A 24508-nucleotide genomic window follows, 5' to 3' on the forward strand; every position below is an offset into this window, starting at 1 on the left:
TGAAAAGGGAGGTTAAAGCGTGAGTACTGCAGTAGCACACAAGCGAGGCCTCGGTGCTGCGATTTGGGATTATTTGACTACCGTAGACCACAAGAAGATCGCGCATCTTTATCTGGTTGCCGGAGGATTATTTTTCCTTATCGGCGGTCTGGAGGCCATGATTATAAGAATTCAGCTGATGAAACCGGACAACGATTTCATTTCGGCTGGACTATATAACGAAATGATCACGATGCATGGAACAACCATGATTTTCCTTGCGGCTATGCCGCTCATTTTCGCATTAATGAACGCCGTTGTACCGTTACAAATCGGGGCGCGGGACGTCGCCTTTCCATTTTTGAATTCTTTGGGATTCTGGCTTTTCCTGTTCGGCGGATTGATGCTGAATGTTTCCTGGTTCACAGGAGGAGCGCCGGATGCCGGTTGGACCAACTATGCACCGTTATCGACGACATCACCTGGTCACGGCGTTGACTACTATGTCATGGGTCTGCAGATATCAGGTGCCGGAACGTTGATCGGGGGGATCAACTTTCTCGTAACGATCGTCAATATGCGTGCGCCTGGTATGACGTATATGAGGATGCCGTTGTTCACATGGTCGGTCTTTGTGACAAGTACACTGATTTTGTTCGCCTTTCCGGCTTTGACGGTCGGTTTGTTCCTGATGATGTTCGATCGAATGTTCGGTTCTGCGTTCTTTGACGTCGCCCTCGGTGGTAACGTCATCATCTGGGAACACTTATTCTGGATTTTCGGACACCCGGAAGTCTATATCCTGATCCTGCCGCTGTTTGGTGCATTCAGTGATATCTTCTCGACGTTTTCCAGAAAGCGTTTGTTTGGATACTCCGCAATGGTATTTGCTACGGTATTGATCGGGTTCCTTGGATTCATGGTATGGGCCCACCATATGTTCACCGTCGGAATGGGACCGATTGCTAACTCCATTTTCGCCGTAGCTACGATGGCCATCGCGGTTCCGACCGGAATCAAAATATTCAACTGGCTCTTCACGATGTGGGGCGGCCAGATCAAGATGACCTCTGCAATGCTTTGGTCTGTCGCCTTCATCCCTTCTTTTACCATCGGTGGGATGACAGGGGTTATGCTGGCAGCGGCGGCTGCCGATTACCAGTATCATGATACGTATTTCGTAGTCGGTCACTTCCACTACGTCATCGTCGGCGGTGTCGTCTTTGGATTGTTCGCGGCTCTGCACTACTGGTGGCCGAAGATGTTTGGTAAAGTATTGAACGAAAAATTAGGTAAATTGGCATTTTGGCCGTTTTTCATCGGCTTCCACCTGACATTCTTCATTCAGCACTTCCTGGGGCTGATGGGGATGCCGAGACGTTACTGGGTATTCCTTGAAGGACAGGGGTTGGAAACAGGAAACTTGATCAGTACGGTCGGGGCCTTCCTGATGGCGATTGGAACCGTTATTTTTATGATCAACGTCATTTACACGTCCGTTCGTGAGAAGAAGGTCGACGGGGATCCTTGGGGCGGCCGTACGCTTGAATGGTCCATTCCTTCCCCTCCGCCGCACTACAACTTCGTACAGACGCCGTTGGTCCGCGGCCTGGATCCATTGTGGGTCGAAAAAATGGATGGAAAAGAGGGGATGACTCCGGCAGAACCACTTGGTGACATCCATATGCCGAATGCATCGATTCTTCCATTTACTATGTCTTTAGGACTTTTCATCGCCGGTTTCGGCTTCATTTATCAAGTCGATGATTCTTCCTGGTTGATCGCGGTCTTCGCAGGGATGGGAATCACCTTACTATCGATGCTGCTCCGGTCTGTAAAAGATGATCTCGGCCATCACATCCATAAAGAAGAGTTGGAAGAAGATATTAAGAAGGGGGTTGCCAAGAAATGAGTCATGAAGATGTATTGAATCCCAAACAAATGCCGCATGATCCTGAAAAGGCCACCCTCGAAGGAAAGAATAAGTTTCTCGGTTTTTGGTTTTTCCTCGGTGGGGAAACGGTCCTGTTTGCGAGTCTGTTCGGAACCTATCTTGCTCTGAACGGCTCCACACAGGGAGAGAACACACCGGAGAATTTATTCGGTCTTGAACTTGTGTTCCTTATGACGATGCTCCTTCTGACGAGTTCATTAACAAGCGTATATGCGATGTATCACATGAAAAACCACGATTTCGGCAAGATGCAGGCATGGCTTGGAGTGACGGTGCTGCTCGGGCTTGGATTCCTTGGATTGGAAATTTATGAATTCGTCCATTACATTCACGAGTATGAATTCACATTCCGTTCTTCTGCGTTCGGTTCTGCCTTCTACACGTTGGTAGGTTTTCACGGCGGACACGTCCTCTTCGGACTCAGTTGGATCGTTACGTTGATGATCCGTAACCAGAAGCGGGGCTTAAACTTATACAATGCCCCTAAGTTTTACATCGCCAGTCTTTATTGGCACTTTATCGACGTTGTATGGGTCTTCATTTTCACAGTCGTCTACCTTATGGGAAAGGTGGGTTAAGCGATGGCGAAGAAAACATATACCAAACCTGTCCACAAGGCGGAGTATGAGAAGAAACAGCACAAGGAAGAAATGAAGCAGCAGGTGATCACCTTTGTGCTGATGATTTTCTTCACCTTAATTGCTTTCGGAATGGTGATCATGGAAGTGAGTTCGTATTTCATCATCCCGATCCTGATTGTTCTTGCAGTCGTCCAGGTGGCATTCCAGCTCTATTATTTTATGCATATGAAAAACAAAGGGCACGACATGCCGGCGTTGATGATGTACGGCGGAGCGGCTGTGGCACTCCTGACAATCATCACGTTCACCTCTATCGTTTGGTGGTAACTGGGAAAAGACCGGGACACGTGTCCGGTCTTTTCTTCATTCGCAATAATTTTGTCTAAATAATGAATAGTGGGAATATTACTTAATATTTCCTCGTTTTTTCCAAATGAATTCGGTAAAATGAAGAAGAAAATACAACGAACAGGGAGTGGCAACCATGTGGTTAGAACTTCAAATCTTCGGCTTCCGTGCACTGTGGAGTCCATTCTATCTTCTTTTTGTCCTGGTACTGGCATCTGTCTACTATTATGTGACCGGTCCGGGGAGAAAGGAAGGGGAAGCGCGACCTTCCATTGTTCAGCAAGTGCTGTTTTATTCGGGTATAGTTCTCTTATACACCATTAAAGGCTCTCCTGTCGATCTCCTGAGCCATATCATGTTCACCGCCCATATGACGCAGATGGCGCTGTATTATCTGCTGTTCCCAATTTTAATTATTAAGGGTGTTCCCGTCTGGATTTGGGAGAAAGTCCTGACGGCTGGAGGGATTGCTCCCGTTATGAGTTTCTTAACGAAACCACTGCTTTCTCTAATCGTATTCAACGGCTTGTTTTCTATCTATCATATGCCGCCTATATTCGATTTTGCCAAATCCAGTGAGTGGGCGCACACGTTGATCACGACGTTCATTCTGTTTACAGCCTTCTGTATGTGGCTTTCCGTCTTTCCGCCGCTGAAACGGATGGACAGGCTGAGTCCCCTGTTGAAAATTGGATTCATTTTTGCAAACGGCGTCCTGATTACTCCTGCCTGCGGGCTGATTATTTTTGCCGGGTCACCAATCTATGCGACATATTCAGACGGCGGCGCTTGGATTCAGGCAATGAGCCTGTGTGTGCCAGCGGATGTTTTGAGTGGTTTGTCAGGAACGCTGACTGGTCCTTCTTATTTTTCAGCGATGCCGGTCCTTGAAGATCAACAGCTTGGCGGGATTATCATGAAAGTAACGCAGGAGATCATTTTCGGATCCGTGATCGCTTATATCTTCTTCCAATGGTTTAATAAAGAAAAAGATACGATCGATCCGCTTCCCGGTACAGTTGGAACAGAGACTTGAAGCGTCCATTTAATAACCAGAAGTTAATATCATCATTGTTTGAAAAGGGAAAGAGGTGCTTGTATGCCAATATTGCCGACGTTAAGTACATTTTTCATCGTAATCAGTGCCGTCTTTGTAGCTGTCGGATGGTATTTGATTATTAAGGATAGAAAGAGTGCACACAGGAAAGTAATGCTGCTTGCTGCGGTCAGTGCACTGACTTTCTTTATCATCTATGCCAGCCGGACTGTCTTTGTCGGGAATACAAGTTTCGGTGGACCGGATGAAATCAAAGTCTACTATACGATCTTCCTCATTTTTCATATCTTCCTTGCGACAGCAGGGGCTGTATTTGGAATCGTGACCCTGCTTTTCGGGTTTAAGAAGAACATTGGAAGACATAGAAAAATCGGACCAGTAACAAGTATCATCTGGTTCTTCACCGCCGTTACCGGAGTTGCGGTTTATCTGCTTCTTTACATCATTTACGACGGCGGCGTGACGACGAGTATGATCAAGGCGATTCTAGGTACATAAGTGGAAGGTCGCTGCTTTCGCCATTCCTCTCACGGAAGTTAGGAAAAACAACGAAATTATTCGTTGTTTTTTTGTTTAACAACTGGAGGAAAAAGGTATAAAGGAATGTACTAATAAAATCCTCTATACATATAGGAAAGGGATGGATTACGGATGGAAGTGAAGTCAGCAAGATTGAAGCTTTTTCCGGTCACACTCGATTTGGCACAAACATTGATGAAGAATTCCTTGGCTTTTTATTACAAATTCCAACTGCCTTGGAATAAAAATTGGCCGCATGACGGACTGCGAGCGTTGCTCCCGATGTATGCAGAGAGGCTGGAGAACAATCCGGAAGAGCTTGGATTCGGACCGTGGGTGATCATCGACCTTGAAGAAGAACATGTAATCGGGGATATTGGTTTTAAAGGCCTGCCCGATGAAGATGGAAACATAGAAGTCGGCTACCATATCGTCGCATCCGAGCGTAACTTCGGCTTTGCCTCGGAAGCAGTGGATGCATTGTGTCAATGGGCGTTTCGCCAGGAGAATGTAAAGGGGATTGAAGCGCAGTGTGATAAGGGAAATATTCCATCACAGAAAGTTTTAATCAATAACGGTTTTAACCATACGGGAAGAAGCCAGGATATCCTTGTATTCAAGAAAGATAAAACACCGAAGGATCATAAACAGAATACGTTTCACGAAGGAATTTAAAAACCCGGAAGCATGAGGATGCTTCCGGGTTTTTATCGTTTATATTTTCATATTCCATTTAATAATTCCCGCTTCTTTAGCGGAATTAAAAGCGATGACAAGCAGAGGACCAAGGATAAATCCGAGCAGTCCAATCAGCTGCAGTCCTAAATACATGGCGATGAGCGTGGCAAGCGGGGAGAGCCCGATATGCCGACCCATGACCTTCGGTTCGACTGTACGCCTTATAGCCAGTAAGACGATAGCAAGAATGGCGAGCTTCGTTCCGGTAGCCACATCACCGGTGAGCAGGGTATAGACGGACCATGGACCGAGAATAACAATGGAACCGATAATTGGAATGAAGTCGATGATCCAGATAATAAAGGACATCAGTAGAGCGACTTCCGGTGCAATCCACAGTAGTCCTGCCAGAGAGACAATGAAAATGATAATACTCACAAGAAATTGGGCTTTCAGGAAGCCGAACACGACATAGGACAGACGAGCATTCATGAATTTAACTTTTTCAGATGTCGCTTCCGTGAAATTGTTGTGCATCTTTTCCCGTAAGCGCGGAAGCTCCAACATAAACATAAACAGGGCAATCAGATAAACGAGCAGACTGACCAGTAATTCCGGTATCTTGGCCGCGGCGGCTGCGATATTTGTAATTTCAAGCTTTTCTGCAATCGTATTGGAAGTCCTGTCCACTGCATTTGTAAGTTCATTCGTTACTTTGTCGACGAACTCCTTCGGCATATTCTGTGTGAAGCTGGACATATTCTCTTCCCAGTCCAGAAGGACATCGTTGATTTGGTTAATATAACCCGGAGCGTTGTCAGCCAGCTGCACAATTTGAGTGACTGCTTTCGTTATCGTGAAAGAACCGAGAAGGCCGAGAAATACAAGGAACAAAAGAAACACGATCGTCACAGACATTTTCCTGTTGATCCGGAACCTGAATTCGAAAAATCGAACCGAGGGATTTAAGAATAATGCCGTCACAAATGCCAGGACGAGCGGAATCGACACAGGCAGAATAAAGTAGGCGATGATGATAAGTAGGATAGCTGCCATGATCAGCAGCCATTGTTTTTTTGAAAGATATCGGAACAATTTAAGTATCTTTCTCCTTTCCCCCATGAATCTGTGTAGAGTTTGCATAAATGGAACCTGTTTCCATATACAGGTCTGCTAAAAAAGCCGCCCATCATTCAATGATGTGCGACTCAGTGGCATCCGGCTGTATCAGCGGCGGTCCGGATCGTTTGAAAGTTCATTCACTTTTGCGAGCACTTCTTCGTTTTCATTTTCCTGTGCCCATTTCTTTAATTTATCGAGGACAATATGTTCAGGTACTTGTGTATGGTATTTCTTCGCGCCGTCTGCGACTTTGTGTACCAAGGATAAGGCTCTTTCTACTAAATCATTAGAAAAGCCCTCCTGATGCCCATACTCGATGCCGTGAGGATAATAATGACGTCCTAGAAGAGGCTGAAGAAGCCGGATGACGGCATCTCCGCGATCGACATCCCCTTCAACGGCGAATCCCTGAATCCGTATGTAATGGGTCACATTCTTTTCTGGTGCTTCCAACTTGTAATCGTACGTTACTCGCTCATAATCCCAGGAGCCGCCAAGGATAAAACCGTTGCTTTCCATTAATTCCGTAAGCGGTTTAAGGTCGACGACAAGACCTTCCATACCAGTACCTTCTAACCTCATAGTTTATACACCTCACAAATTGTTATGTATCTTACCGGACGATCGTACGGATTTATTTCGCAATTGTCTATGGTGTTCCGTTCCATTACTTACTATTGGCATTTACAGTTATATTATACAACAAAAGGGTCGGCATTGCATGTAATAAAATCCTCAAATAGGAGACAATAAAGTTTGATTTCGACTTAATGAAGGAGGAATTATTGATGAAGACGGTAAAAGATATTATGACCAGTGATGTAGTTGTCTGTCATACGAATGATCAATTGAGCCAAGCGGCTTCCATGATGAAAGAAAGGAACGTAGGAGCGATTCCAATCTGCGATGAGCAGGGGAACCTTATGGGAATGGTCACGGACCGTGACCTGGCAATTCGCGGTTATGCGGCGAAGCAGCCCGATTCTACACCGATCCAGCAGGTGATGAGTGACCATATGTACAACTGTTCACCGGATACGTCATTGGAAGAAGCGAGCCGGATCATGGCTCAGCACCAAATCAGACGCTTGCCTGTCGTGGAAAACGGCAAACTCGTCGGCATGCTTTCTCTCGGAGATCTCTCCGTTGAAGAAATGTCCGACCATGCAGCTGGAGTGGCTTTGCAGGATATTTCCGAACGTCCGGAACTCCACTGAGAAGAAGGCAACCCGCTTTAGGGCGGGTTGTCTTTTATAATGTTCATAGATGATTTGGATGATTATTATACATATAAGTAAATACTTTTTAACAAGGAGGAACGGATGAAAAGATGGGGGTTGATTTGGGGATGTGCAGCGGCCTTGCTTATTTTTGGGCTATGGAAGATAGGTGGGGAAGAAGAGAAAGGTTTGGAAGAGGCTGTAGTGACAACGGGGGAGCCCATGCAAGAGAAAGAAGCGTTCTCCTTGGAAATGATTCCGGGGGCGACCGCGAAAGATCTCGCGGTGCTGTTGGGTGCACCGATGAAGAAGGACCCTGGGAGATACGGCTATCAGTGGTGGATGTACAAAGAAGGAGAGGCACCGATCCTGATTGGGATGTATGAAGGGGAAGCAGTAACGGCGGTTGTATTCCATAGAGTTAAACACGGGGATGTCCGAGTCGGTGATTCCTACCAAACCATCGGCAGGCGTAAGACGTTGCAGAGAAAATTCCCCTTACCGAGTGAAGGTCCTTATACCTTTGAATTATCGGAAGAGGACGTTCGGACGAGGCCGCTCTTACCATTTGAAGAGCAGTGGTCGCTCCAGTTATATATCGATACGGTGACAGAAAAGGTTTCTGCTGTTCGGTTGATCCGTAATGATTTCCTGCTTCGGCAGCAACCGTACCGTCTCGTCTATAACGGGGCACTCCCGGCAGCGGAGTACTTGGATAGAGAAGAGTGGGAAGCCGTGCAGGAAGGGGAAAAGGCGCAGATCTTCGCCCTTACTAATTACATAAGGAAACGGGAGGGAGCGGATGAGCTCAAGGAGCATAAAGAAGCGGGAGCAGTCGCTTACCGGCATAGTGAGGACATGGCACGGTCGGATTATTTCTCTCATCATTCTCCGGACGGAAATGGATTGAAGGAGCGCTTGGAAGGCATTTCTTACACCCGGGCGGGAGAAAACCTTGCCGCTCGTTACGTCGATCCGACAGCCGCCTTGAACGGCTGGATGAACAGCCCCGGCCATAGAAAAGCACTGCTGGATACGGAATTTACTCATGTCGGCATCGGTGTCTTCCGAATGCATTACACCCAGAATTTCCTGACACTCCCATGAACGCCTCGCTTCTTTATGCATAGGCTATACTGTAATTCTGACAGTGAGGTGTAGGAAATGGGAACGAATGAGTTGCACCCGAATGTCCAACAGTTCAAAGCATTCGTCGATCGTAAACCTGCAGTGAAGGCACAGCTCCGTAAAAATCATGGTTTGATCCAGAACTATTACGAGAAATGGCTGATTCTGGGTGAAAAGGATCCGTTCTGGGGATCCCTTCCTAAAGTCAAGAACGAACCCGGTCAGGCGAAGATGGACTGGATCAAACAAATCGGCCTGTTGATGGAAGATATAAACTGGGAAGAGGTATCGCGTCAGATCGATGAACTAAATGGAGCGTTGGGCCAGTTCCAGCAGTTGATCACCGATGTCCGGAGTGATTCCACACAGGGTAAAGAGAAAATGGAGTACCCCTATTATTAGGGAGAAAGAGGCAGGTGGAGATTCTTACATTTCCATCTGCCTTCCTATTTGATAAGATAGAGATGGAGGTGGACAAGTTATTATGTTAGCTACAATGGAGATTGTCGATATCCTGGACCGTTCCGAGTCTATAGGCCGGATGGTCATGAACTCCGATACGATGCAGCATTACCAAGAGGCGAAATCGGCTCTTGCCAACGATAAAGAGGCGCAGAAGCTCATCAGGCGCTTTGCAGATATGAAAGAACACTATGAGGACGTGCAGCGATTCGGTCGCTATCACCCGGATTACAATTCGATCATGAAGGAAGTCCGACTGGTAAAAAGGGAGATGGATATGCATGAATCCGTGGCACAGTTCAAGAAAGCGGAACGCGAGATTCAAAAGCTCCTTGATGAAATAAGCGAAAGTGTTGCTTTCAGCGTGAGCGAACAGATTAAAGTACCGAAAAACGGCGCGGCCCTTACCGACAGCGGATGCAGCGGCGGCTGTGGTAGTGGTGGAAGCTGCGGCTGCGCTTCCTGACTACCGCTCCAAACGGATGCAGTCGGTACATCCATTCCCACAGCAGAACATCTTCTTTTGTGGTACGAGAAACCGAACCCGATACACATAAAGCGCCTGATCCTTGCGTACATAACTCATCGCAAGGGTCAGGCGTTTGCCTTTCATCGCAGTCGCTGCACAGTTTTTCAGCGTATTTTCAACGGGTTCTCGGTCAACGGATCTATCTGTATGAAGATAAAAGAACGGCATCCCGGCATATATTTTTGATGTAACTTGCTTAAAAAGAGGAGATTGGTCCAACAAGGATTCGAACTTCTGCCAAGCTTTTTCCTGATCGGTCTGCATGAAAATACCACCCTTCAAAAAAAGAGTCATTGCCGGCTTGTTCCTCATTTGGTAAACTGTCGTTAACAAATTATGTTTCATGGGGAGTAGAGACGGACTATGAACAGAACGAAACGGCAAGGAATTATCGTCTATTTTCAACATATGAAAAACATCAGGCAGATAAAGAAACATGGGCATTTGATCCATGCTTCCAAAAAAATGAAGTATGCCCTCATTTATGTTAATCAGGAGGACTTGGAGTTTAAGATGGAGAAGCTGGAACGCCTCCCTTTCATTTCCCGCGTCGAGCCTTCCTTCAAGCCGGAAATACGGACGGATTATGAAAATGCGAAGCCCGATAAGGCGAAGCAGTATGACTATAAGATGGGTATTTGACTGAAAAAGGAACTTCCGACCGGAAGTTCCTTTTTTATGTGAGTGGAGCGATGAAACGGTTCATCCGAAGAATGCCGATCAAGTGTTGATAGAACAATTCGGTTTCCGGAAAGAGGTTGGATGGTTTGATTGTGAATTCGCTTACCTCTTTGCCGGCTTTCTCGGCCATTTCCTTAAATAGATCAAACCGCTTGTTAGGCATCTCGTGGGGATTTGGGATCCCTTCTCTGCATATATAAATCGGTTGAAATTTATCTCCGAAGGCGGGTTTCATGACGAGCGAAAGGGAAGCGGTCGGTTTGCCTTCCTTCTCACTGTAAAAAGCGATGGCGTGCTGAATACGATCCGGCATTCGTTCGCCCAGATCAATTAATTCATAAATATCCGCATACCCTTCGCCAAGTTCGATGAATTTCTGTATCATAAATAAGAACATCCTTTCTTCGTTGCATCTTCTCGTTTAAAGGTAGCACGAATGTCAGGAAATGTGAACGTTGATTTTCTCAGGAAAGGAGGGAAGTTCTATTGAAAATATGGAAGCAGACAGGCTGGCTGGTCTTCGTCTTTTTCACCGTTATCCTTGCCTATCAGTGGCATGCGGCAGGGAAAGGTGGTGCGAAGCCTGAACAGGAACTGCAGATCACAATCGAAGCAGAGCGACAAATAGCCGTTGTCACGTATCAATACCCGGTTCTTTCACCGGGTGTTTATAAGATCGATTTCCCTCCTGGTGCAGGGGACGTATCCTGTGCATACGAAGAAGATGGATGCCGTTTGGTTGATGGTCAACAGTTAAACCTGGAAGAGACAGCCTCCGTACACCTTACGTATACGGTAAAGATTCCAGAGAACAAGCAGTGGGATAATTGGCATTTGGTAGTACACAAAAACGGTAGCCCGGTCCAGTCTTCCTTCACTCTGAAAATATTGGATGCTGCAGGTTCCGAAAGAAATTGGGCGGCACCTGTCCGAAAGCCGGCAGACATCGAGCTCGACAGGATACATTTTCACCGTTTTAAGTTCGGGAAAGAATATCCTCTTTATGTGACAAGAGGTATGGAGGAATGGACGTATGAGGACAGTACGGTGCTTCTTTCTGACAAGAACAACTGGCTGGAGGAAGACAGGGAATCGTTCAAGGAGATTCTTGACTTATACGGGCCTGCCGTTGTCCGCACCGGTACAAAATCCCTTAAAGTAAAAGACGGATACTGGCAGGTGCCCGGTAAAGATGACGATGCTCTAAGGATGGAACTGTTAAAGCGAAAGCTGACCTCGTTATCTTCCGAGCAAGATGGTAACACAATCGAACGGGCGGTTGGACTGATAGGTGCGGAAAACAGGGATGGTCTTTCTAAGGCGGCTCGAGATTTATTGGAACAAAAGATCGTACGCTCCGAAGCCCCTGCCGACCTTGCATCCTTTCTAGACCGCTCCCTTTATGAGATTACAGGTATGAAAACCTCCTACTTTAGGAAAGGCGAGAAGGAACTGTACTTTGTTCTTAAACACGAGCCGGTGCCGGCAGTCGTTTACCAGGGAGAGCCGTATTATCCCGTGAAAGAATTGGCACAACAGCGAGGATACAGCTTGGTCTCTGTTGGTAAAGGGCAGATACGAATCCTCACACCTGATGGAGAGTACGTCTTTTATGAAAATGAGCCCATCTTCATCTTCAACGAAGAGGACTTCGGGATAGCGGAAGGGGCACTGAAACAATTCGGCGAAACATTTTATATGAAAAAACGGTATGTAGACGATTTGTTCGGCGCATTTCAAAAAAATAGGGCTGCCCGAATCACGGGCAGCCCTGCTTTTTTGGATCATGCAAGATGAAACAAAAAAGTAAAGGGAGAGGAGAAACCGGAGGAAGAACTTATGGGGATGTAAGTCTTCTCCGTTTTCAGAAGCAGTATCATCCGCTTCCGTTGCTAGTATGGGCATAAGTCCAGCCGGATATTCATGGAACAGGAAATTTTTATTGATAAGCATCCCCGCAAGGATGCACTTCCCCGAAAGACGTAATTTATGGTAGGATTATGGGGAATGCTGACAAAAGAGGTGTACACAATGCGAGTGATTGCAGGTCAATTCAAGGGCAGACAGTTGAAATCTGTCCCTACTCATAAAACACGCCCGACGACAGATAAAGTGAAAGAAGCCGTCTTTCACGGAATTGGTCCTTTCTTTGACGGTGGACGGGCACTGGACTTGTTCGCCGGCAGTGGTGGTCTTGGAATCGAAGCGATCAGCCGCGGGGCGGATTCCTGTGTCTTCGTCGACCAGCAGCAGAAAGCGGTCCAGACCGTATATGAAAACATCAAACTGCTCGATATAGAAGACAGGGTGGAAGTGTTTCGTACCGATGCGAAACGCGCGATTAAAGCTGCGGGGAAACGCGGGTTGGAGTTTGAATATATCTTCCTTGATCCTCCTTATAAGAAGTTCTCGTATAAGGATTTAATGGAAGCGCTTTTACAGAACGATCTTGTTGCAGATGATGCTATTATCGTCTGTGAGCACGATGCCTCGGAAGATATCCCGGAAGAAGCGGGCCGTCTGAAACTTCAGAAAACCGACTTCTACGGCAGCAATATCGGCGTGAGCATTTTTCAATGAGGAGGATTAAGTAGATGACAAAGCTAGCAATTTGTCCGGGAAGCTTCGACCCAGTTACATATGGTCATCTGGACATTATCAGAAGAGGTGCCAAAGTGTTCGATCACGTGACGGTGGCGGTGTTCAACAACCAAAGCAAATCACCGCTGTTTGATGTCCATGAACGCGTAGCGCTTCTGGAGGAAGTAACGAAGGACTTGGATAACGTTTCTGTCGATGCCTGCAGTGGTCTTCTGATGGATTATGCAGAAGAGAAGAATGCGAATGCCATTATTCGCGGCCTGCGGGCGGTCAGTGACTTTGAATATGAAATGCAGATTACATCCATGAACAGAAAGTTGAACGAAGACATTGAAACCTTCTTCGTCATGACGAACAACCAATACTCTTTCCTAAGTTCCAGTATTGTAAAGGAAGTCGCCAAATATCGGGCGAATATTTCCGATTTGGTGCCTCCTGCGGTCGAGAAAGCACTCGCAGAGAAATTTTAACGAAAAAGACAATCCTTCTTCATGAAGAAGCGGATTGTCTTTTTTTTGTCCATTTCACAGCAATCATAAAGAGGATGGCAATCATAGTAATTGGTGGACCATACTCGTGGAAGAATTCCAGAATCGGCAGCGTGAATCGCTCATCCGGGTTCCAAATCGGCAGCGATTGTGTCTGAAAGGGAGAACGGACGTAAAAGGCATAGAAGATGAACATGAGTACCGTTGCTAGAACGCCGTGGGCTATGCGGGCGAGCGCATAAGGTTGGAAACGAATGTCTGTTTCCGACAGGATGCTTGCAATCTGTGCCTGAATAGAAAAGCCGTGGAAGCCAAGGATGAAGCTGACCACTAAAAGTTGGGCGAGCAGGGGTTCGTGTGTGTCTGTCACCGCTCCTACTCCAGTCGTCAACTCGAGCATTCCGGCAGCGAAAGGAACCTGGAAAGCATCTGGAAGGCCCGTCCATGCAAGGATATGGGTGAAGATATGAATGGCGCCCGTTTGTTTGAGAAGCTCAGTCAGGACGGAGAAGAGCATGATGAATCCCCCGACCATGAGTAGCGTATCGACAGAACGGGTCACAGCGTCACCCATTAGTCTACCGAAAGAACGTCCATCCTTCAGGCGTGAGTGATGCATCTTCCAAAAAGCATCTTTCCACGTTGACGACTTCCGCTCCATGGATCGTTGTTCCCGGTCATTTCTCCCATAGAACCGCATCCCGATGCCTACAAGCATATTGCCGCCGTAGTGAGAAGCAGCGAGCAGAACACCAAGGTTGGCATCGTGAAAAAAACCAACAGCAATGGCGCCGAAAAGGAACAAAGGACTGGACGCATTCGTGAACGCCACCAGCCGCTCTGCTTCCACTCGCGTCACCTCTCCTTTCTTCCGGAGATCAGCTGTCCATTTTGCCCCGGCCGGGTATCCGCTCGCCATACCCATCACCCATACGAATCCTCCACACCCAGGAACGTTGAACAGCGGCCGCATGAATCGTTCGCTCAATGCTCCGAGACCGTGGACAACACCAAAACCGATCAGGAACTCTGCCGTGATGAAGAAGGGAAGCAGGGACGGGAAGACGATTTCCCACCAAATATCAAGTCCCCTCAAGCTTGCGGAGAGGGCATCTTTCGGGTAAAGGATCAAAGCAACCGCAAGAGAAGTCGCCATCAGGGTAAGAACGACGGTCTTCAATTTAGAAATCTGGATCAACCTCCTCCGGTATCGCAGTTTTCTGTACTTATACCTAGAGAAATAGTAGAATGAGGATATATTTCGGCTGGATATAAGGTTTGTCCATATTCTATGTGTACGCTCATAAGGAGTCGGTTTATTCCATAAAATAAACTACTCGCGAGAAAGGGGAATGCCATGTGGGAAGACCGAAGATCGGCTTGGCTCTGGGCTCTGGTGGCGCCCGGGGGTTTTCACACTTGGGGGTATTAAAAGTCCTCGAAGAGCAGCACATACCAGTCGATTTAATTGCCGGAAGCAGTATGGGAGCGCTTGTGGGCTCTTTTTTTGCTGCCGGACAAAAAATGGACGATTTATACAAGCTTGCGTTCACATTCAAGCGCAAATATTTCCTTGATTTTACCGTCCCGAAAATGGGGTTTGTCCAAGGGAAGAGGATCAAGGAGTACATCCGCCTGTTTACGTTCGGGAAGGCGATCGAAGACTTGGATATTCCGATGTCCATCGTCGCTACCGATCTATATGCAGGAAAGAAAAAAATTTTCACAAGCGGCCCTGCGAGCGATGCGGTACGGGCAAGTATCGCTATTCCGGGGATATTCGTGCCTGAGAAGATTGGGGATCGTTTGTACATAGACGGAGGAGTCATGGACAGGGTTCCGGTCTCCGTCGTGAAAGGAATGGGGGCGGACTTTGTCATTGCGATCGACTGTGCCCATTTCGATGCCAGTCCAAATATCAACTCCATCTATGACGTCATCACCCAAAGCATTGACATCATGCAGGATGAACTGCTTACAGCGACGGGTGTTTCCTCGGATGCGGATGTCATGATCCGTCCGGATGTCTCCAGGTACAGTTCCCGTGCGTTCACAAACATACCCGAGATCGTGAAAGCAGGGGAGAAGGCAGCGGAGGACAGCATGGAAGAAATACGTAAGAAACTCGCTGCGTGGAAGGAGTCTGGAACAAAATGAAATCGAATAAAAGACTGGTAATAACCGCGGTCATTACATTACTGATCGTCGCTTTTCTCGGGGCGTATCGTCTTCCGTTCTATATTTATAAACCGGGAACGGCTGATGCGCTCAATCCAATTGTCGAAGTGGACGGAGGGTATGAAAGTAAAGGAGATATGCACCTTGTGACCGTCCGGGGCGGACAAGCGACGCCGATCCAATGGCTTCTTGCCAAAATCCGTCCGTATCATCAAATTTATCCAATTGATCAAATCCGCCCGGAAGGCGTGTCGGAAGAAGAATACTTCCACGCTCAGCTGCAGATGATGGAGACATCCCAGGAAGCGGCGAAAGTCGTTGCCTATCAGGCAGCCGGGAAAGATATCCAGATCAATTATGAAGGCGTGTATGTCATGAGTCTTGTTGACGGCATGCCGGCAGAGGATGAACTGGAGATAGGTGATCAGATCACAGAGGTGGACGGAAAAGAGATTAAAGAGACGAGCGATTTGATTGACTACGTTAGTCAAATGAAGGAAGGGGACACGGTGAAACTGACGATCGTACGAGGGGAAGAGACTATTCAGAGGGATGTCGCGCTTGCTCCATTCCCGGATACACCGGACAAAATCGGAGTCGGTATCTCCCTCGTTACAGACCGGTCTGTTGATGTCAATCCGGCAGTAAACGTAAAGAGCGGCGATATCGGCGGACCGAGTGCCGGTTTGATGTTCTCCCTGGAAATTTATGATCAGCTGACCGAAGAGGATATGACTGACGGTCTTGAAATTGCCGGTACCGGAGAAATCAATTATGAAGGAATCGTCGGCCCGATCGGTGGAATTGATAAGAAAGTGGTAGCTGCTTCGAAGGAAGGTGCAGACGTGTTCTTCGCTCCAAATGAAGAGGGAAGGAAAGGCTCCAATTACGAAGTGGCGAAGAAAACGGCGGAGGAGATCGATACGGATATGAAGGTCGTTCCTGTTGATACCTTTACCGATGCCCTTAACTATTTGAAAGACATGAAAACGGAACAGGGGTAATAAAAGAGCCGTTCTTACAGAACGGCTCTTTTTGATTACAGAATAACAGGGGCTTGGTATTCCCGTTTCATGAGTGCCGTACGCTGCTTCGGCGCGAGAGGAGCGTAATAAGCAGCCGTCGCCCGTTCCTCAAGCTCAAGAAGAGGATGAGTCAGCTGTTGTGGCTGGGTAATCACAGGTACAGGCGTTGTTTTTTTAGCTTCTTTCAAGAACGAGCGTCCATGCTCATTCATTCCGAGTACTCTGGCATAAGGCGGTTGTTCTTCCTGAAGCTCGCGCCGGGCGGTTTCTTTATCTGTCCCGACAAGGATGTGCACAAGCGTCCTCTGCAGCCTCGTCCATGTATAGCGTTTTGTTTTGACTTTATCCATAAAGTCCTGGAAGGATACAGCGTCCTTCATCAGGCGCTTCAGCCTGTACTCAAGCCCTTCATCGACCCCGTGAATGCTTCTGAGTACGGAAGCTTCCATCGTGCCGACCTTGTATTGGAGGAGCTGAAAATAACGCTCCCATTCATGCCACACTCCCGCCATAGATTGATAAGACAGCAGCTGCTCCACCGTATCCTTTCGCAGGGATTTCACTGCCGCTTCAGTCAAGCGTTGTTTTTTTAACAGCTCCCTGCGTATGCTTGTAGCACTTGCGATGGTTCCGGTAATGTCTTCCTCGTGGTAATGGCTGTCTTTCCGAAGAATCGTCACCGGATCTATATGCGGGGCATAAGCAGCGATTTCTTTCAAATAACTAAGACCGAGGATATTGTTCGGCTGGGACATGTCGACCGCACCGTCGGGGAAATCGATGGCTTCGTATCCCAACCGCGACGCTTCGGGAAAGGAAAGGCCTTCTGCCATGCTTTTCCTGAGTGTTTCCTGATACGTATCCTCATGAAGCTCCATCTGCTCCTTCGTTTGCAAGAAAGCGTCGATCCGTCCGCTCTCACTGCCGAAGCAGACGGCTTGGACACCCAGATCGGCCAAAATCCGGATGGCCCCTTTACTGAAAAAGTCGCTGTTTTGGACGGCATAGAGAAAGGGAAGTTCGACGACGAGATCCGCGCCGCCCCTTAGTGCCGCCTTCGTTCTGTGCCATTTGTCTATGATGGCAGGCTCTCCCCGCTGCAGGAAAGGACCGCTCATGACGGCGACGATGCAGTCCGCTTCCGCCTGTTTCCTTGCTTGTTGAAGATGATAGTAGTGACCATTGTGAAAAGGGTTGTACTCGACAACCACTCCGCAGGATTTCATGAAAAACCTCCTTCGTCCTTGAACAAGTGTTTGGTTTATTTTATCATGGAAATAGGAAAAATTCGCTTTCCTTAAGGATCTTTGGTTAAAACGTCAGGACGGATCACTCGAAGGTTCTATGCTGTAAAGAAAAAATATTGACAAATCAACCAAATACTTTTACAATAACTCTTGTTGCCATGAGGTGATAACTATGAAATTTCCTCTACAAAAACTCAAGCGGACAGGTGAGGAACCTTTCCACTTTGAGGATGACGTAGATATTCGCGAATTAGCAGAATTGAACAATGACATTCGCAGGATTTCCCCTGTTCATGTCAAAGGTCAAGCAATGACTCAAGGAAATGATATAACGGTAACTTTTTCAATCGATGGAGAAATGGTGTTGCCTTGTGCCCGGACGTTAGTTGATGTGACTTATCCATTTCACATTAATGCTCTGGAGGCATTTAATCTGTCACCTTACCATACAGAAGAAGATGACTCTGAAGTTCATTCCGTGAATGGAGAAGTGCTTGACTTAACGCCTTATATCAAGGAAAATGTACAGTTGGAGATTCCGACTCGCGTCTTTTCCGATGATGATGAGGCCCATGAAGCAGCTCCCCAGGTGGGGAAAGGCTGGCAGGTGGTTACAGAGGAACCTGAGGAAAAGAAAGTGGATCCTCGATTGGCTAAACTGCAATCATTATTAAATGAAGAAGAGAACGACTAAGATAGTCTTCCTGGTTCTCAGAATCGTATTTTAAAGGAGGTGTACAACATGGCAGTACCTAAGCGTAGAACGTCTAAAAAAGTCAAAAACCAACGCCGTACTCACAAGAAACTTCACGCACCAGGAATGGTGAAATGTGATAACTGTGGTGAGTACTCCAAACCACACCATGTTTGCAAATCTTGTGGACAATACAACGGAAAACAAGTGGTGAACAACTAAGTTCATCGAAAAGGGCTTCGACTTCGGTCGAGGCTCTTTTTTTGCGGATAAGCCTGTTGTTCTTTCCTTGTTCTGGTACATTAGTAAGAAAGGGGGAGACACACATGTCATATATTTTAGTAGAGCGTAAGCGGGAGGGCGTTGCCGTGCTCACGATGAATCGACCGGAGAAGCGAAATGCTGTGAATCAGAAGATGGCGGAAGAAATGCTGGCTGCACTGACCGACCTCGCGGCTGATCGTTCGTTGAAACTGCTTGTTGTGACCGGAGCAGGGGACAGGGCTTTCTGTGCAGGAGGAGATCTGGAAGAACTGCACGGCGATATCAGTGGGGAAGAGGCATTTCGTCTGTTGTCCCCGATGAAGGACGTATTGTATGCACTCGCTCTGTTTCCACTACCAACCATCGCATTACTGAACGGAGATGCAAGAGGAGGGGGATGTGAAATTGCCACCGCTTGTGATTTCCGCTACGCGGTTCCGGGAACGAAAGCAGGATTTATTCAGGGAAGTCTGGGAATCATCCCCGGCTGGGGCGGCGGTGTCTTGTTATACAGGAAAGTTCGTCCGGAAACTGCCGTCCGGTGGTTAATGGAAGCGTCGATGTTTGATATGGAAGAGGCTTATCATTATGGATGGTTACATAAAAAGATTATGGTAAACATAGATCGCTTATTCGCCCCTTTTACAGCCAAGTCTATAAAACAATTAAGGGTGTTGAAAGAACAATATGTCAGAGAGCTGGGTGCAGACGAGCTTGCGGAACGAATGGAAGCAGAAGTCCGGACGTGTTCCGACGTATGGGACTCAAAAGAACATAAAGAAGCGGTCCGAAGATTCCGGGAGAGAAAAAGATGAGGAATGCGATTCTATCAATCCCCCCTTATGCATAACTATAAGCAAACGATAGAGGAGGGATGCTATGGATGCTCCTAGACAAGACGCCTGGAAGGACGAGGAAGACGTCTTTCTTGCAGATACGGTACTGAAATATATCACAGAGGGAAAAACACAGCTCGAGGCCTTTCAGGAAGTTGCGGAGAAGCTGCATCGAACCCCCGCTGCATGCGGATTCAGGTGGAATGCGACCGTCCGTAAACAGTATCAGAAGGAAATCCAGGAAGCGAAAAACAGCCGGAAAGCGACACGTACACTGTATACGGCTGCTTCCGGAAACGGCGAGACGCCGATGTCGCTTGATGCTGCTATTTCTTTTCTGAAGGAAATGAAAAGCAGACAATACGATGAACAAGGCAAGGAAAGCCTCGAAGTTCAGCTGAGGCAGTTGAATGAAGCGAACGAGAAGTTAAGAGAAGAGCTCAAGCAATGGGAAGCGGCGTGGAATGAGATGGATAAGCTCGTCCACTGGGTGAAGGAAAAGCGTAAAAGTGAAAGTGGCGTGTAATCATTTAATAAAAGCGTGGACTTCTTCTCTATTATCTTCCTATTTACCGCACACACGCCAATGAAAAAGGCCCCTACCAAACAGCGTAGAGGCCTTTCTTCGTTTATTTCTCTTCTGCGGGCCGCTCCTCGACTCCCGAAGGAAGCCAGATAAGAGGGTTCTCCCCAAGGTCTCTTTCCACATCGTAATGGGCTTTTTGGAAGCCCATCTTTTCCCAAAAACTGTGTGAGTTAATGCGCGGGTTTGTTTTCAGTGGAAGATCATAGCCTTTTGCGAACTCTACGAGCGCTTTTCCATATCCAAGACCACGATAGTCCGGAAGCACCTCGAGCTTCCATAACTCCAGATAATCCTGAGGAGGCTTGAAGTAATGGTCATATTTCGATTTCACACGATATAAGCTCATCCGCGCCACTAAAGCGCTTCCATGATAAATGCCGTAAAATGGTGATTCACTGTCATTCTCTACAATATTGCTCTCAAGATCCTCCAGCATCGTAAGTTCCTGATTGCCATATTCCTTGAACCTCTTGAATTCTTCCAGCGTTTTATAATTGACCAGTAGCGGCTGGACTTTCATTTTCGTTGTCATGATGGAATCCCCTTTCTTATATCTGTATCTCTCTATATTATAATATAAAAAAATTCAGAAATAAATGAACAATTGGTTCGTGGACAAGAATCGACTGCACCAGCAGAAACTATTCTGCTACAATAGGGAATTAGAATGGGAAGAAATGGGGAGGATTCATGAAAATAGGAATAGTTGGAGCCGGGGCTGTCGGATTGCTCGCCGGCGCATACCTGGGCAGACACCACGAGGTACATATGATCGTGCGGCGCGAAGAACAAAGGAGAATGTTGACAAAGAACGGAATTGCCTGCGATACGCTTGAAAGTCCCGTCCCTGTTAAGGCTTCGTGCTCCTTGGATGAGGAGGTGGACCTTATCCTTTTGACCGTAAAGCAGCATCATCTTCCGGATGTGTTGGATGATGGACTCCCGGCCGGTGTCCCGTTATTATTTCTGCAAAACGGTATGACGCACTATAGGCGTGCTTCCATCGATCCGCGTCCGTGTTTTACAGGAATTGTGGAACATGGAGCGAGGAAAGAAAACGATTGCTCCGTCCGTCACACAGGGAAAGGTGTCATGCGAATAGCGCCGTTAACAGACGAGGGCTTCGGGGTGTATCGCCGTCTGTTTGAGGCGCTTGCGGAAGAGGATTTCCCGATTTATTTGGAGGGACGGGCGGAGACGATGCTGAAGAAAAAGCTTCTTGTGAATGCGGTCATTAATCCTGTAACCGCCGTCTTTAAAGTGAGAAACGGAGAACTGCTTACCAACCCTTATCTTAGCGATATAGCACGGAAACTCTGTGAAGAAGCCTGTGACGTCCTTTCTCTCTCTTTTCCGGACGAATGGGACAGGGTATGTCGGATCGCAGAGAAGACAGGCAGCAACCATTCTTCCATGCTTGTTGACCTTATGGAAGGGAGACAGACAGAAGTGGATGCCATATCCGGCTATATTTTAGAAGAGGGCACCCGGCCGCTTCCCTATCATGAGTTCATCGTTACCGCTGTCCGGGCCATAGAATGGGAGGAAGGAGGGAATACGAATGAGTGATCTTTTTGTGTATGTCATTGCAGGAATCGTGACCCTGCCGATTCCGTTTCTCGTCCTCTTTTATTTATGCGCACGCAAAATGAGCCGCTATAAGCTTAAGGCTCTCCACCGTACGGCCAATTACACAGCACCAGTCTTCATCTTAGCTGTCCACGTGCTTCTGATCGTATTGTTCGACCGCAGCTTTTTATCTGTCATCATCATCTTATTACTGTTATTATTTGCTGCATCGATCATTGCCCAGTATAAGTGGAAGGAGGAAGTCCGCTTTTTACGGGCGTGGAGAAGCTTGTGGCGGGTAAGCTTCCTGTTGTTTATGGTTCTGTATATGGGTTTGTCCTTGTTCGGCTTGGTCGACAGGCTGTTCTTCAGTTGATATGGTGGGGGGAGCCATACGGAGATACGACGCCTGGAAACGCGGGTTCCGTATCTTCTCCAAACAGATGAGGTGAAGTATCCTCCTGTTTTTTGTACAATACAAGAGGATACATACTTCAACCATGTAACTTCAGCAAATAAAGGAGCCATATAGATATGCGTATCGACCCAATACAATTACCGTCCAAGCAAGCGTTCTTCCAGGATTATAAACAGAATTATGAAGCGGTAGCCGACCGTTTTGCGTACCACCCTTTCGAAGATGCGACCTGGCAGGCAAGACTGGACAGGCTGAAAAAACAGCCTTATCAGCGGGAAGCCTTGGCAGAAGTGCTGACAGAAATGAATACCCGCTGGGATGCGCCCGCCGCCTCTATGGAAAATATTGAGAAACTGAAAGAAGAAGACAGTGTCGTTGTCATAGCCGGACAGCAGGCAGGGCTTCTTACAGGACCGCTTTACTCCGTCCACAAGATCATCTCTGTCCTGCAGCTGGCGAAAGAAAGCGAGAGAGCAACGGGGCGGAAGGTAGTCCCTGTTTTCTGGATCGCCGGGGAAGACCACGACTTTGATGAAATCCATCATGTGTTCATGAAAGAAGACGACCACATGCGTAAGATGACCATCGACCACATGCCGGAAACGAAAGCATCGGTTTCAGAACTGGACATCGATCAGGAGAAGGGGCGTAAATGGCTGAAGGATGTCTTTCAGATGATTCCGGAAACCGAATATACCCTGGATCTGTTCAAGGAAATGGACCGTCAGTTGAACGAGTCCAAGACGTACACGGACTTCTTTGCTCGATTGGTGTATCGCTTGTTCCCGGATGAGGGGATCGTTTTGATCGATGCCCATGCCCCGGAAGTGAGAGAACTGGAGTCGGATTATTTTAAGAATATGATTGAGCACAACCGTGAAATTGCACAGGGGGTATATGCTGTCCTTCAGAAGAACCGCCAGGCCGGCTACGAAACCCTACTGGACAGTGAAATCAATGACGCCCACCTCTTTTACCACCGGGGAAAAGAGCGCATTCTCCTTAACCGGGAGGAAGACGGGATGTTCCGAGGGAAAAATAATGAAGTGGCTTTATCGAAAGAGGAGCTGCTTCACATAGCAGAGCACTCCCCGCAGCAATTGAGTAACAACGTGGTGACAAGGCCGTTGATGCAGGAGTCGTTATTCCCGGTGCTTGCTTTCATCGGTGGTCCCGGTGAAATCAACTACTGGTCTGCCCTTAAACCAGCCTTCGATGCGGCGGGTCTCTGTATGCCGCCTGTCTTCCCGAGGCTGTCCTTTACACTCGTCGACCGGAAGACAGGACAGAGCCTGGAGAAGTTCCAGATCACAGCTGAGCATGCTGTCCGACACGGTGTCGCCGGGGAGAAAGTCAATTGGCTTGCCGCGATGAGTCAACCTCCGATCGGACGTCTGTCTGAACAAGTAAAGGAAGAGATCGACCGTGTGCATGCTCCTTTACGACAGGCATCGGCCGGTATCAGTACAGATCTCGGGCAGCTTGCAGAGAAGAACCTGCAATATATCCTGGATCATATCGATTATATGGAGAAGCGTCTCCACCAATCCATGGAAAACCGTCATCAATATGAAATGGATCTTTTTGCGGACATCGATGTCACACTTCATCCATCCGGGGGCCTTCAAGAACGAGTGTGGAGCATTCTCCCATGGGTCAACCAGCACGGGATGGAGTTGTTCAGCCGGTTGAATAGACACCATCTGAGCTTTGAGCAGGACCATTTTGTCGTATATTTGTAGGGGAAGTCACCCACTTTCTACCACGAACAGAAAAATAGCTTCCACCCTTTAAAATCCTGCCTTTCGAGGCAGGATTTTTGCTGTTGGGAGAGAATGAATAAAAAGTAAGTGGAGAAAAGTGGGGCGATGTGGTAAGGTGAAATCAGAAGGTGGGGGAACTCTATGTTCATGGGTGAATACCAACATAACATCGATGCGAAAGGAAGGATTATTGTGCCTTCCAAGTTCCGACCCGATCTCGGCGAAAGCTTCGTCCTGACCAGGGGTTTAGATCAATGTTTGTTTGCTTATCCTATGGATGAATGGAGACTGCTGGAAGAGAAGCTTAAAAAGCTTCCCCTTACTAAGAAAGATGCCCGGGCCTTCACCCGCTTCTTCTTCTCCGGTGCTGTTGAATGCGAAGTGGACAAGCAGGGGAGGGTGAATGTCCCCCCGACACTTCGGAAGTATGCATCATTGGAAAAGGAATGTGTCGTGATCGGTGTTTCCAACCGAATAGAGTTTTGGAGTCATGAAGAATGGGAAAGTTATTTCGAGGCATCGGAAGAATCCTTCTCAGAGATTGCAGAGAATATGTTGGATTTTGATATCTGACAAGCAGA

General features: G+C 47.5%; 31 protein-coding genes. 24 read left to right on the top strand and 7 right to left on the bottom strand.

The genetic code is table 11. The features are described from left to right. Window positions 1-19 precede the first annotated feature (19 nt). The 6 genes from ctaD (at window position 20) to D479_RS16225 (ending at window position 5113) form a co-directional block, all read left to right on the top strand. Window positions 20-1891, top strand: coding sequence for a cytochrome c oxidase subunit I (gene ctaD / locus D479_RS16200; protein WP_008639118.1), 1872 nt, complete (start codon window positions 20-22; stop codon window positions 1889-1891). Then, the gene (locus tag D479_RS16205) at window positions 1888-2511 is read left to right on the top strand and encodes a cytochrome c oxidase subunit 3 (protein WP_008639120.1); all 624 of its coding nucleotides are present in this window, start codon (window positions 1888-1890) and stop codon (window positions 2509-2511) included. The genes ctaD and D479_RS16205 overlap by 4 nt, the downstream gene beginning before the upstream one ends. A gap of 3 nt (window positions 2512-2514) precedes the next feature. Continuing rightward, window positions 2515-2841 carry a cytochrome c oxidase subunit IVB gene (ctaF, locus tag D479_RS16210; RefSeq protein WP_008639121.1) on the top strand — a complete coding sequence of 109 codons (327 nt, stop codon included), beginning with the start codon at window positions 2515-2517 and terminating at the stop codon, window positions 2839-2841. Between the two features lie 157 nt (window positions 2842-2998). After that, window positions 2999-3898, top strand: a complete 900-nt coding sequence (gene ctaG / locus D479_RS16215) for a cytochrome c oxidase assembly factor CtaG (protein ID WP_008639122.1) — start codon at window positions 2999-3001, stop codon at window positions 3896-3898. Between the two features lie 63 nt (window positions 3899-3961). Next, on the top strand, window positions 3962-4417 hold the full coding sequence (locus D479_RS16220) for a DUF420 domain-containing protein (RefSeq protein ID WP_008639123.1): 456 nt from the start codon (window positions 3962-3964) through the stop codon (window positions 4415-4417). 153 nt (window positions 4418-4570) lie between these two features. After that, on the top strand, window positions 4571-5113 hold the full coding sequence (locus D479_RS16225) for a GNAT family N-acetyltransferase (protein WP_008639124.1): 543 nt from the start codon (window positions 4571-4573) through the stop codon (window positions 5111-5113). A 39-nt stretch (window positions 5114-5152) separates the two neighbouring features. Here the strand turns inward: D479_RS16225 and ytvI are convergent, their stop codons facing one another. Next, on the bottom strand, window positions 5153-6211 hold the full coding sequence (gene ytvI, locus D479_RS16230; RefSeq protein WP_008639128.1) for a sporulation integral membrane protein YtvI: 1059 nt from the start codon (window positions 6209-6211) through the stop codon (window positions 5153-5155). A gap of 132 nt (window positions 6212-6343) precedes the next feature. After that, entirely contained in the window at window positions 6344-6820 is a 477-nt protein-coding gene (locus D479_RS16235) for a YugN family protein (RefSeq protein ID WP_026577524.1), read from the bottom strand. A 206-nt stretch (window positions 6821-7026) separates the two neighbouring features. Between D479_RS16235 and D479_RS16240 the strand changes: the two genes are divergently transcribed. The 4 genes from D479_RS16240 (at window position 7027) to D479_RS16255 (ending at window position 9514) form a co-directional block, all read left to right on the top strand. Next, a complete protein-coding gene (locus D479_RS16240; RefSeq protein ID WP_008639132.1) occupies window positions 7027-7455 on the top strand; it encodes a CBS domain-containing protein in 429 nt (142 codons plus the stop codon). 105 nt (window positions 7456-7560) lie between these two features. Further along, the gene (locus tag D479_RS16245; protein WP_008639134.1) at window positions 7561-8565 is read left to right on the top strand and encodes a CAP-associated domain-containing protein; all 1005 of its coding nucleotides are present in this window, start codon (window positions 7561-7563) and stop codon (window positions 8563-8565) included. 57 nt (window positions 8566-8622) lie between these two features. Further along, window positions 8623-8988 (top strand): spore coat protein YlbD, encoded by a 366-nt coding sequence (gene ylbD / locus D479_RS16250; RefSeq protein WP_008639137.1) that lies wholly within the window; start codon window positions 8623-8625, stop codon window positions 8986-8988. Window positions 8989-9070: 82 nt separating this feature from the next. Next, window positions 9071-9514: a YlbF family regulator gene (locus D479_RS16255; protein WP_008639139.1), complete on the top strand. Its 444-nt coding sequence runs from the start codon at window positions 9071-9073 to the stop codon at window positions 9512-9514. Here the strand turns inward: D479_RS16255 and D479_RS16260 are convergent, their stop codons facing one another. After that, complete coding sequence (locus D479_RS16260; RefSeq protein WP_152413415.1) at window positions 9515-9841, bottom strand: hypothetical protein; 327 nt, start codon at window positions 9839-9841, stop codon at window positions 9515-9517. 99 nt (window positions 9842-9940) lie between these two features. Between D479_RS16260 and D479_RS16265 the strand changes: the two genes are divergently transcribed. Then, entirely contained in the window at window positions 9941-10219 is a 279-nt protein-coding gene (locus D479_RS16265) for a DUF2129 domain-containing protein (protein WP_008639144.1), read from the top strand. A gap of 34 nt (window positions 10220-10253) precedes the next feature. Here D479_RS16265 and D479_RS16270 read toward each other — a convergent pair whose 3' ends face one another. Then, window positions 10254-10643: a hypothetical protein gene (locus D479_RS16270; RefSeq protein WP_008639146.1), complete on the bottom strand. Its 390-nt coding sequence runs from the start codon at window positions 10641-10643 to the stop codon at window positions 10254-10256. 101 nt (window positions 10644-10744) lie between these two features. Between D479_RS16270 and D479_RS16275 the strand changes: the two genes are divergently transcribed. The 3 genes from D479_RS16275 (at window position 10745) to coaD (ending at window position 13329) form a co-directional block, all read left to right on the top strand. Beyond that, entirely contained in the window at window positions 10745-12055 is a 1311-nt protein-coding gene (locus D479_RS16275) for a hypothetical protein (protein WP_008639148.1), read from the top strand. 210 nt (window positions 12056-12265) lie between these two features. Further along, the gene (gene rsmD / locus D479_RS16280) at window positions 12266-12838 is read left to right on the top strand and encodes a 16S rRNA (guanine(966)-N(2))-methyltransferase RsmD (RefSeq protein ID WP_081594849.1); all 573 of its coding nucleotides are present in this window, start codon (window positions 12266-12268) and stop codon (window positions 12836-12838) included. Window positions 12839-12852: 14 nt separating this feature from the next. Continuing rightward, a complete protein-coding gene (gene coaD / locus D479_RS16285; protein WP_008639152.1) occupies window positions 12853-13329 on the top strand; it encodes a pantetheine-phosphate adenylyltransferase in 477 nt (158 codons plus the stop codon). A gap of 19 nt (window positions 13330-13348) precedes the next feature. Here coaD and ylbJ read toward each other — a convergent pair whose 3' ends face one another. After that, a complete protein-coding gene (ylbJ, locus tag D479_RS16290; protein ID WP_235601460.1) occupies window positions 13349-14545 on the bottom strand; it encodes a sporulation integral membrane protein YlbJ in 1197 nt (398 codons plus the stop codon). 161 nt (window positions 14546-14706) lie between these two features. Between ylbJ and D479_RS16295 the strand changes: the two genes are divergently transcribed. Together D479_RS16295 and D479_RS16300 are read left to right on the top strand one after the other, a co-directional pair. Next, window positions 14707-15504 carry a patatin-like phospholipase family protein gene (locus D479_RS16295; RefSeq protein ID WP_008639155.1) on the top strand — a complete coding sequence of 266 codons (798 nt, stop codon included), beginning with the start codon at window positions 14707-14709 and terminating at the stop codon, window positions 15502-15504. Continuing rightward, a complete protein-coding gene (locus tag D479_RS16300) occupies window positions 15501-16529 on the top strand; it encodes a SepM family pheromone-processing serine protease (RefSeq protein WP_008639157.1) in 1029 nt (342 codons plus the stop codon). Before D479_RS16295 ends, D479_RS16300 begins: the two co-directional genes overlap by 4 nt. A 35-nt stretch (window positions 16530-16564) precedes the next feature. On the opposite strand, the gene D479_RS16305 is transcribed toward D479_RS16300, so the two are convergent. Then, window positions 16565-17776 carry a nucleotidyltransferase gene (locus D479_RS16305; protein WP_008639159.1) on the bottom strand — a complete coding sequence of 404 codons (1212 nt, stop codon included), beginning with the start codon at window positions 17774-17776 and terminating at the stop codon, window positions 16565-16567. A 193-nt stretch (window positions 17777-17969) separates the two neighbouring features. Here D479_RS16305 and D479_RS16310 point away from each other — a divergent pair, with 193 nt between their 5' ends. The 4 genes from D479_RS16310 to D479_RS16325 all read left to right on the top strand — a co-directional run bounded on the left by D479_RS16310 (window position 17970) and on the right by D479_RS16325 (window position 20117). Further along, window positions 17970-18491, top strand: a complete 522-nt coding sequence (locus tag D479_RS16310) for a YceD family protein (RefSeq protein WP_008639161.1) — start codon at window positions 17970-17972, stop codon at window positions 18489-18491. 48 nt (window positions 18492-18539) lie between these two features. Then, window positions 18540-18713, top strand: coding sequence for a 50S ribosomal protein L32 (gene rpmF / locus D479_RS16315; protein WP_008639163.1), 174 nt, complete (start codon window positions 18540-18542; stop codon window positions 18711-18713). 104 nt (window positions 18714-18817) lie between these two features. Next, on the top strand, window positions 18818-19570 hold the full coding sequence (locus tag D479_RS16320) for an enoyl-CoA hydratase/isomerase family protein (RefSeq protein WP_008639164.1): 753 nt from the start codon (window positions 18818-18820) through the stop codon (window positions 19568-19570). Window positions 19571-19634: 64 nt separating this feature from the next. Then, window positions 19635-20117: an RsfA family transcriptional regulator gene (locus tag D479_RS16325; RefSeq protein WP_008639166.1), complete on the top strand. Its 483-nt coding sequence runs from the start codon at window positions 19635-19637 to the stop codon at window positions 20115-20117. A 103-nt stretch (window positions 20118-20220) separates the two neighbouring features. Here the strand turns inward: D479_RS16325 and D479_RS16330 are convergent, their stop codons facing one another. After that, complete coding sequence (locus D479_RS16330; RefSeq protein WP_008639167.1) at window positions 20221-20709, bottom strand: N-acetyltransferase; 489 nt, start codon at window positions 20707-20709, stop codon at window positions 20221-20223. A gap of 158 nt (window positions 20710-20867) precedes the next feature. On the opposite strand from D479_RS16330, the gene D479_RS16335 reads away from it, so the two are divergent. From D479_RS16335 to mraZ, 4 genes are all read left to right on the top strand, one after another. Further along, window positions 20868-21746 (top strand): 2-dehydropantoate 2-reductase, encoded by an 879-nt coding sequence (locus D479_RS16335; RefSeq protein WP_008639168.1) that lies wholly within the window; start codon window positions 20868-20870, stop codon window positions 21744-21746. Beyond that, the gene (locus D479_RS16340; RefSeq protein WP_008639169.1) at window positions 21739-22122 is read left to right on the top strand and encodes a DUF3397 domain-containing protein; all 384 of its coding nucleotides are present in this window, start codon (window positions 21739-21741) and stop codon (window positions 22120-22122) included. The genes D479_RS16335 and D479_RS16340 overlap by 8 nt, the downstream gene beginning before the upstream one ends. Before the next feature lie 158 nt (window positions 22123-22280). Then, window positions 22281-23906: a bacillithiol biosynthesis cysteine-adding enzyme BshC gene (bshC, locus tag D479_RS16345; protein ID WP_008639170.1), complete on the top strand. Its 1626-nt coding sequence runs from the start codon at window positions 22281-22283 to the stop codon at window positions 23904-23906. Between the two features lie 162 nt (window positions 23907-24068). Then, on the top strand, window positions 24069-24500 hold the full coding sequence (mraZ, locus tag D479_RS16350) for a division/cell wall cluster transcriptional repressor MraZ (protein ID WP_008639171.1): 432 nt from the start codon (window positions 24069-24071) through the stop codon (window positions 24498-24500). Window positions 24501-24508: the final 8 nt, after the last annotated feature.

It is taken from the genome of Halobacillus sp. BAB-2008, assembly GCF_000328325.1.
Lineage (GTDB): Bacteria > Bacillota > Bacilli > Bacillales > Halobacillaceae > Halobacillus.

Excerpts from the sequence above, each read along its gene's own strand:
- D479_RS16205 (WP_008639120.1), top strand. The coding sequence starts at position 1,888 with ATGAGTCATGAAGATGTATTGAATCCCAAACAAATGCCGCATGATCCT.
- ctaF (WP_008639121.1), top strand. The coding sequence starts at position 2,515 with ATGGCGAAGAAAACATATACCAAACCTGTCCACAAGGCGGAGTATGAG.
- ctaG (WP_008639122.1), top strand. The coding sequence starts at position 2,999 with ATGTGGTTAGAACTTCAAATCTTCGGCTTCCGTGCACTGTGGAGTCCA.
- D479_RS16220 (WP_008639123.1), top strand. The coding sequence starts at position 3,962 with ATGCCAATATTGCCGACGTTAAGTACATTTTTCATCGTAATCAGTGCC.
- D479_RS16225 (WP_008639124.1), top strand. The coding sequence starts at position 4,571 with ATGGAAGTGAAGTCAGCAAGATTGAAGCTTTTTCCGGTCACACTCGAT.
- D479_RS16235 (WP_026577524.1), bottom strand. The coding sequence starts at position 6,820 with ATGAGGTTAGAAGGTACTGGTATGGAAGGTCTTGTCGTCGACCTTAAA.
- D479_RS16240 (WP_008639132.1), top strand. The coding sequence starts at position 7,027 with ATGAAGACGGTAAAAGATATTATGACCAGTGATGTAGTTGTCTGTCAT.
- D479_RS16245 (WP_008639134.1), top strand. The coding sequence starts at position 7,561 with ATGAAAAGATGGGGGTTGATTTGGGGATGTGCAGCGGCCTTGCTTATT.
- ylbD (WP_008639137.1), top strand. The coding sequence starts at position 8,623 with ATGGGAACGAATGAGTTGCACCCGAATGTCCAACAGTTCAAAGCATTC.
- D479_RS16255 (WP_008639139.1), top strand. The coding sequence starts at position 9,071 with ATGTTAGCTACAATGGAGATTGTCGATATCCTGGACCGTTCCGAGTCT.
- D479_RS16260 (WP_152413415.1), bottom strand. The coding sequence starts at position 9,841 with ATGCAGACCGATCAGGAAAAAGCTTGGCAGAAGTTCGAATCCTTGTTG.
- D479_RS16265 (WP_008639144.1), top strand. The coding sequence starts at position 9,941 with ATGAACAGAACGAAACGGCAAGGAATTATCGTCTATTTTCAACATATG.
- D479_RS16270 (WP_008639146.1), bottom strand. The coding sequence starts at position 10,643 with ATGATACAGAAATTCATCGAACTTGGCGAAGGGTATGCGGATATTTAT.
- rsmD (WP_081594849.1), top strand. The coding sequence starts at position 12,266 with ATGCTGACAAAAGAGGTGTACACAATGCGAGTGATTGCAGGTCAATTC.
- coaD (WP_008639152.1), top strand. The coding sequence starts at position 12,853 with ATGACAAAGCTAGCAATTTGTCCGGGAAGCTTCGACCCAGTTACATAT.
- D479_RS16300 (WP_008639157.1), top strand. The coding sequence starts at position 15,501 with ATGAAATCGAATAAAAGACTGGTAATAACCGCGGTCATTACATTACTG.
- D479_RS16305 (WP_008639159.1), bottom strand. The coding sequence starts at position 17,776 with ATGAAATCCTGCGGAGTGGTTGTCGAGTACAACCCTTTTCACAATGGT.
- D479_RS16310 (WP_008639161.1), top strand. The coding sequence starts at position 17,970 with ATGAAATTTCCTCTACAAAAACTCAAGCGGACAGGTGAGGAACCTTTC.
- rpmF (WP_008639163.1), top strand. The coding sequence starts at position 18,540 with ATGGCAGTACCTAAGCGTAGAACGTCTAAAAAAGTCAAAAACCAACGC.
- D479_RS16320 (WP_008639164.1), top strand. The coding sequence starts at position 18,818 with ATGTCATATATTTTAGTAGAGCGTAAGCGGGAGGGCGTTGCCGTGCTC.
- D479_RS16325 (WP_008639166.1), top strand. The coding sequence starts at position 19,635 with ATGGATGCTCCTAGACAAGACGCCTGGAAGGACGAGGAAGACGTCTTT.
- D479_RS16330 (WP_008639167.1), bottom strand. The coding sequence starts at position 20,709 with ATGACAACGAAAATGAAAGTCCAGCCGCTACTGGTCAATTATAAAACG.
- D479_RS16335 (WP_008639168.1), top strand. The coding sequence starts at position 20,868 with ATGAAAATAGGAATAGTTGGAGCCGGGGCTGTCGGATTGCTCGCCGGC.
- D479_RS16340 (WP_008639169.1), top strand. The coding sequence starts at position 21,739 with ATGAGTGATCTTTTTGTGTATGTCATTGCAGGAATCGTGACCCTGCCG.
- bshC (WP_008639170.1), top strand. The coding sequence starts at position 22,281 with ATGCGTATCGACCCAATACAATTACCGTCCAAGCAAGCGTTCTTCCAG.
- mraZ (WP_008639171.1), top strand. The coding sequence starts at position 24,069 with ATGTTCATGGGTGAATACCAACATAACATCGATGCGAAAGGAAGGATT.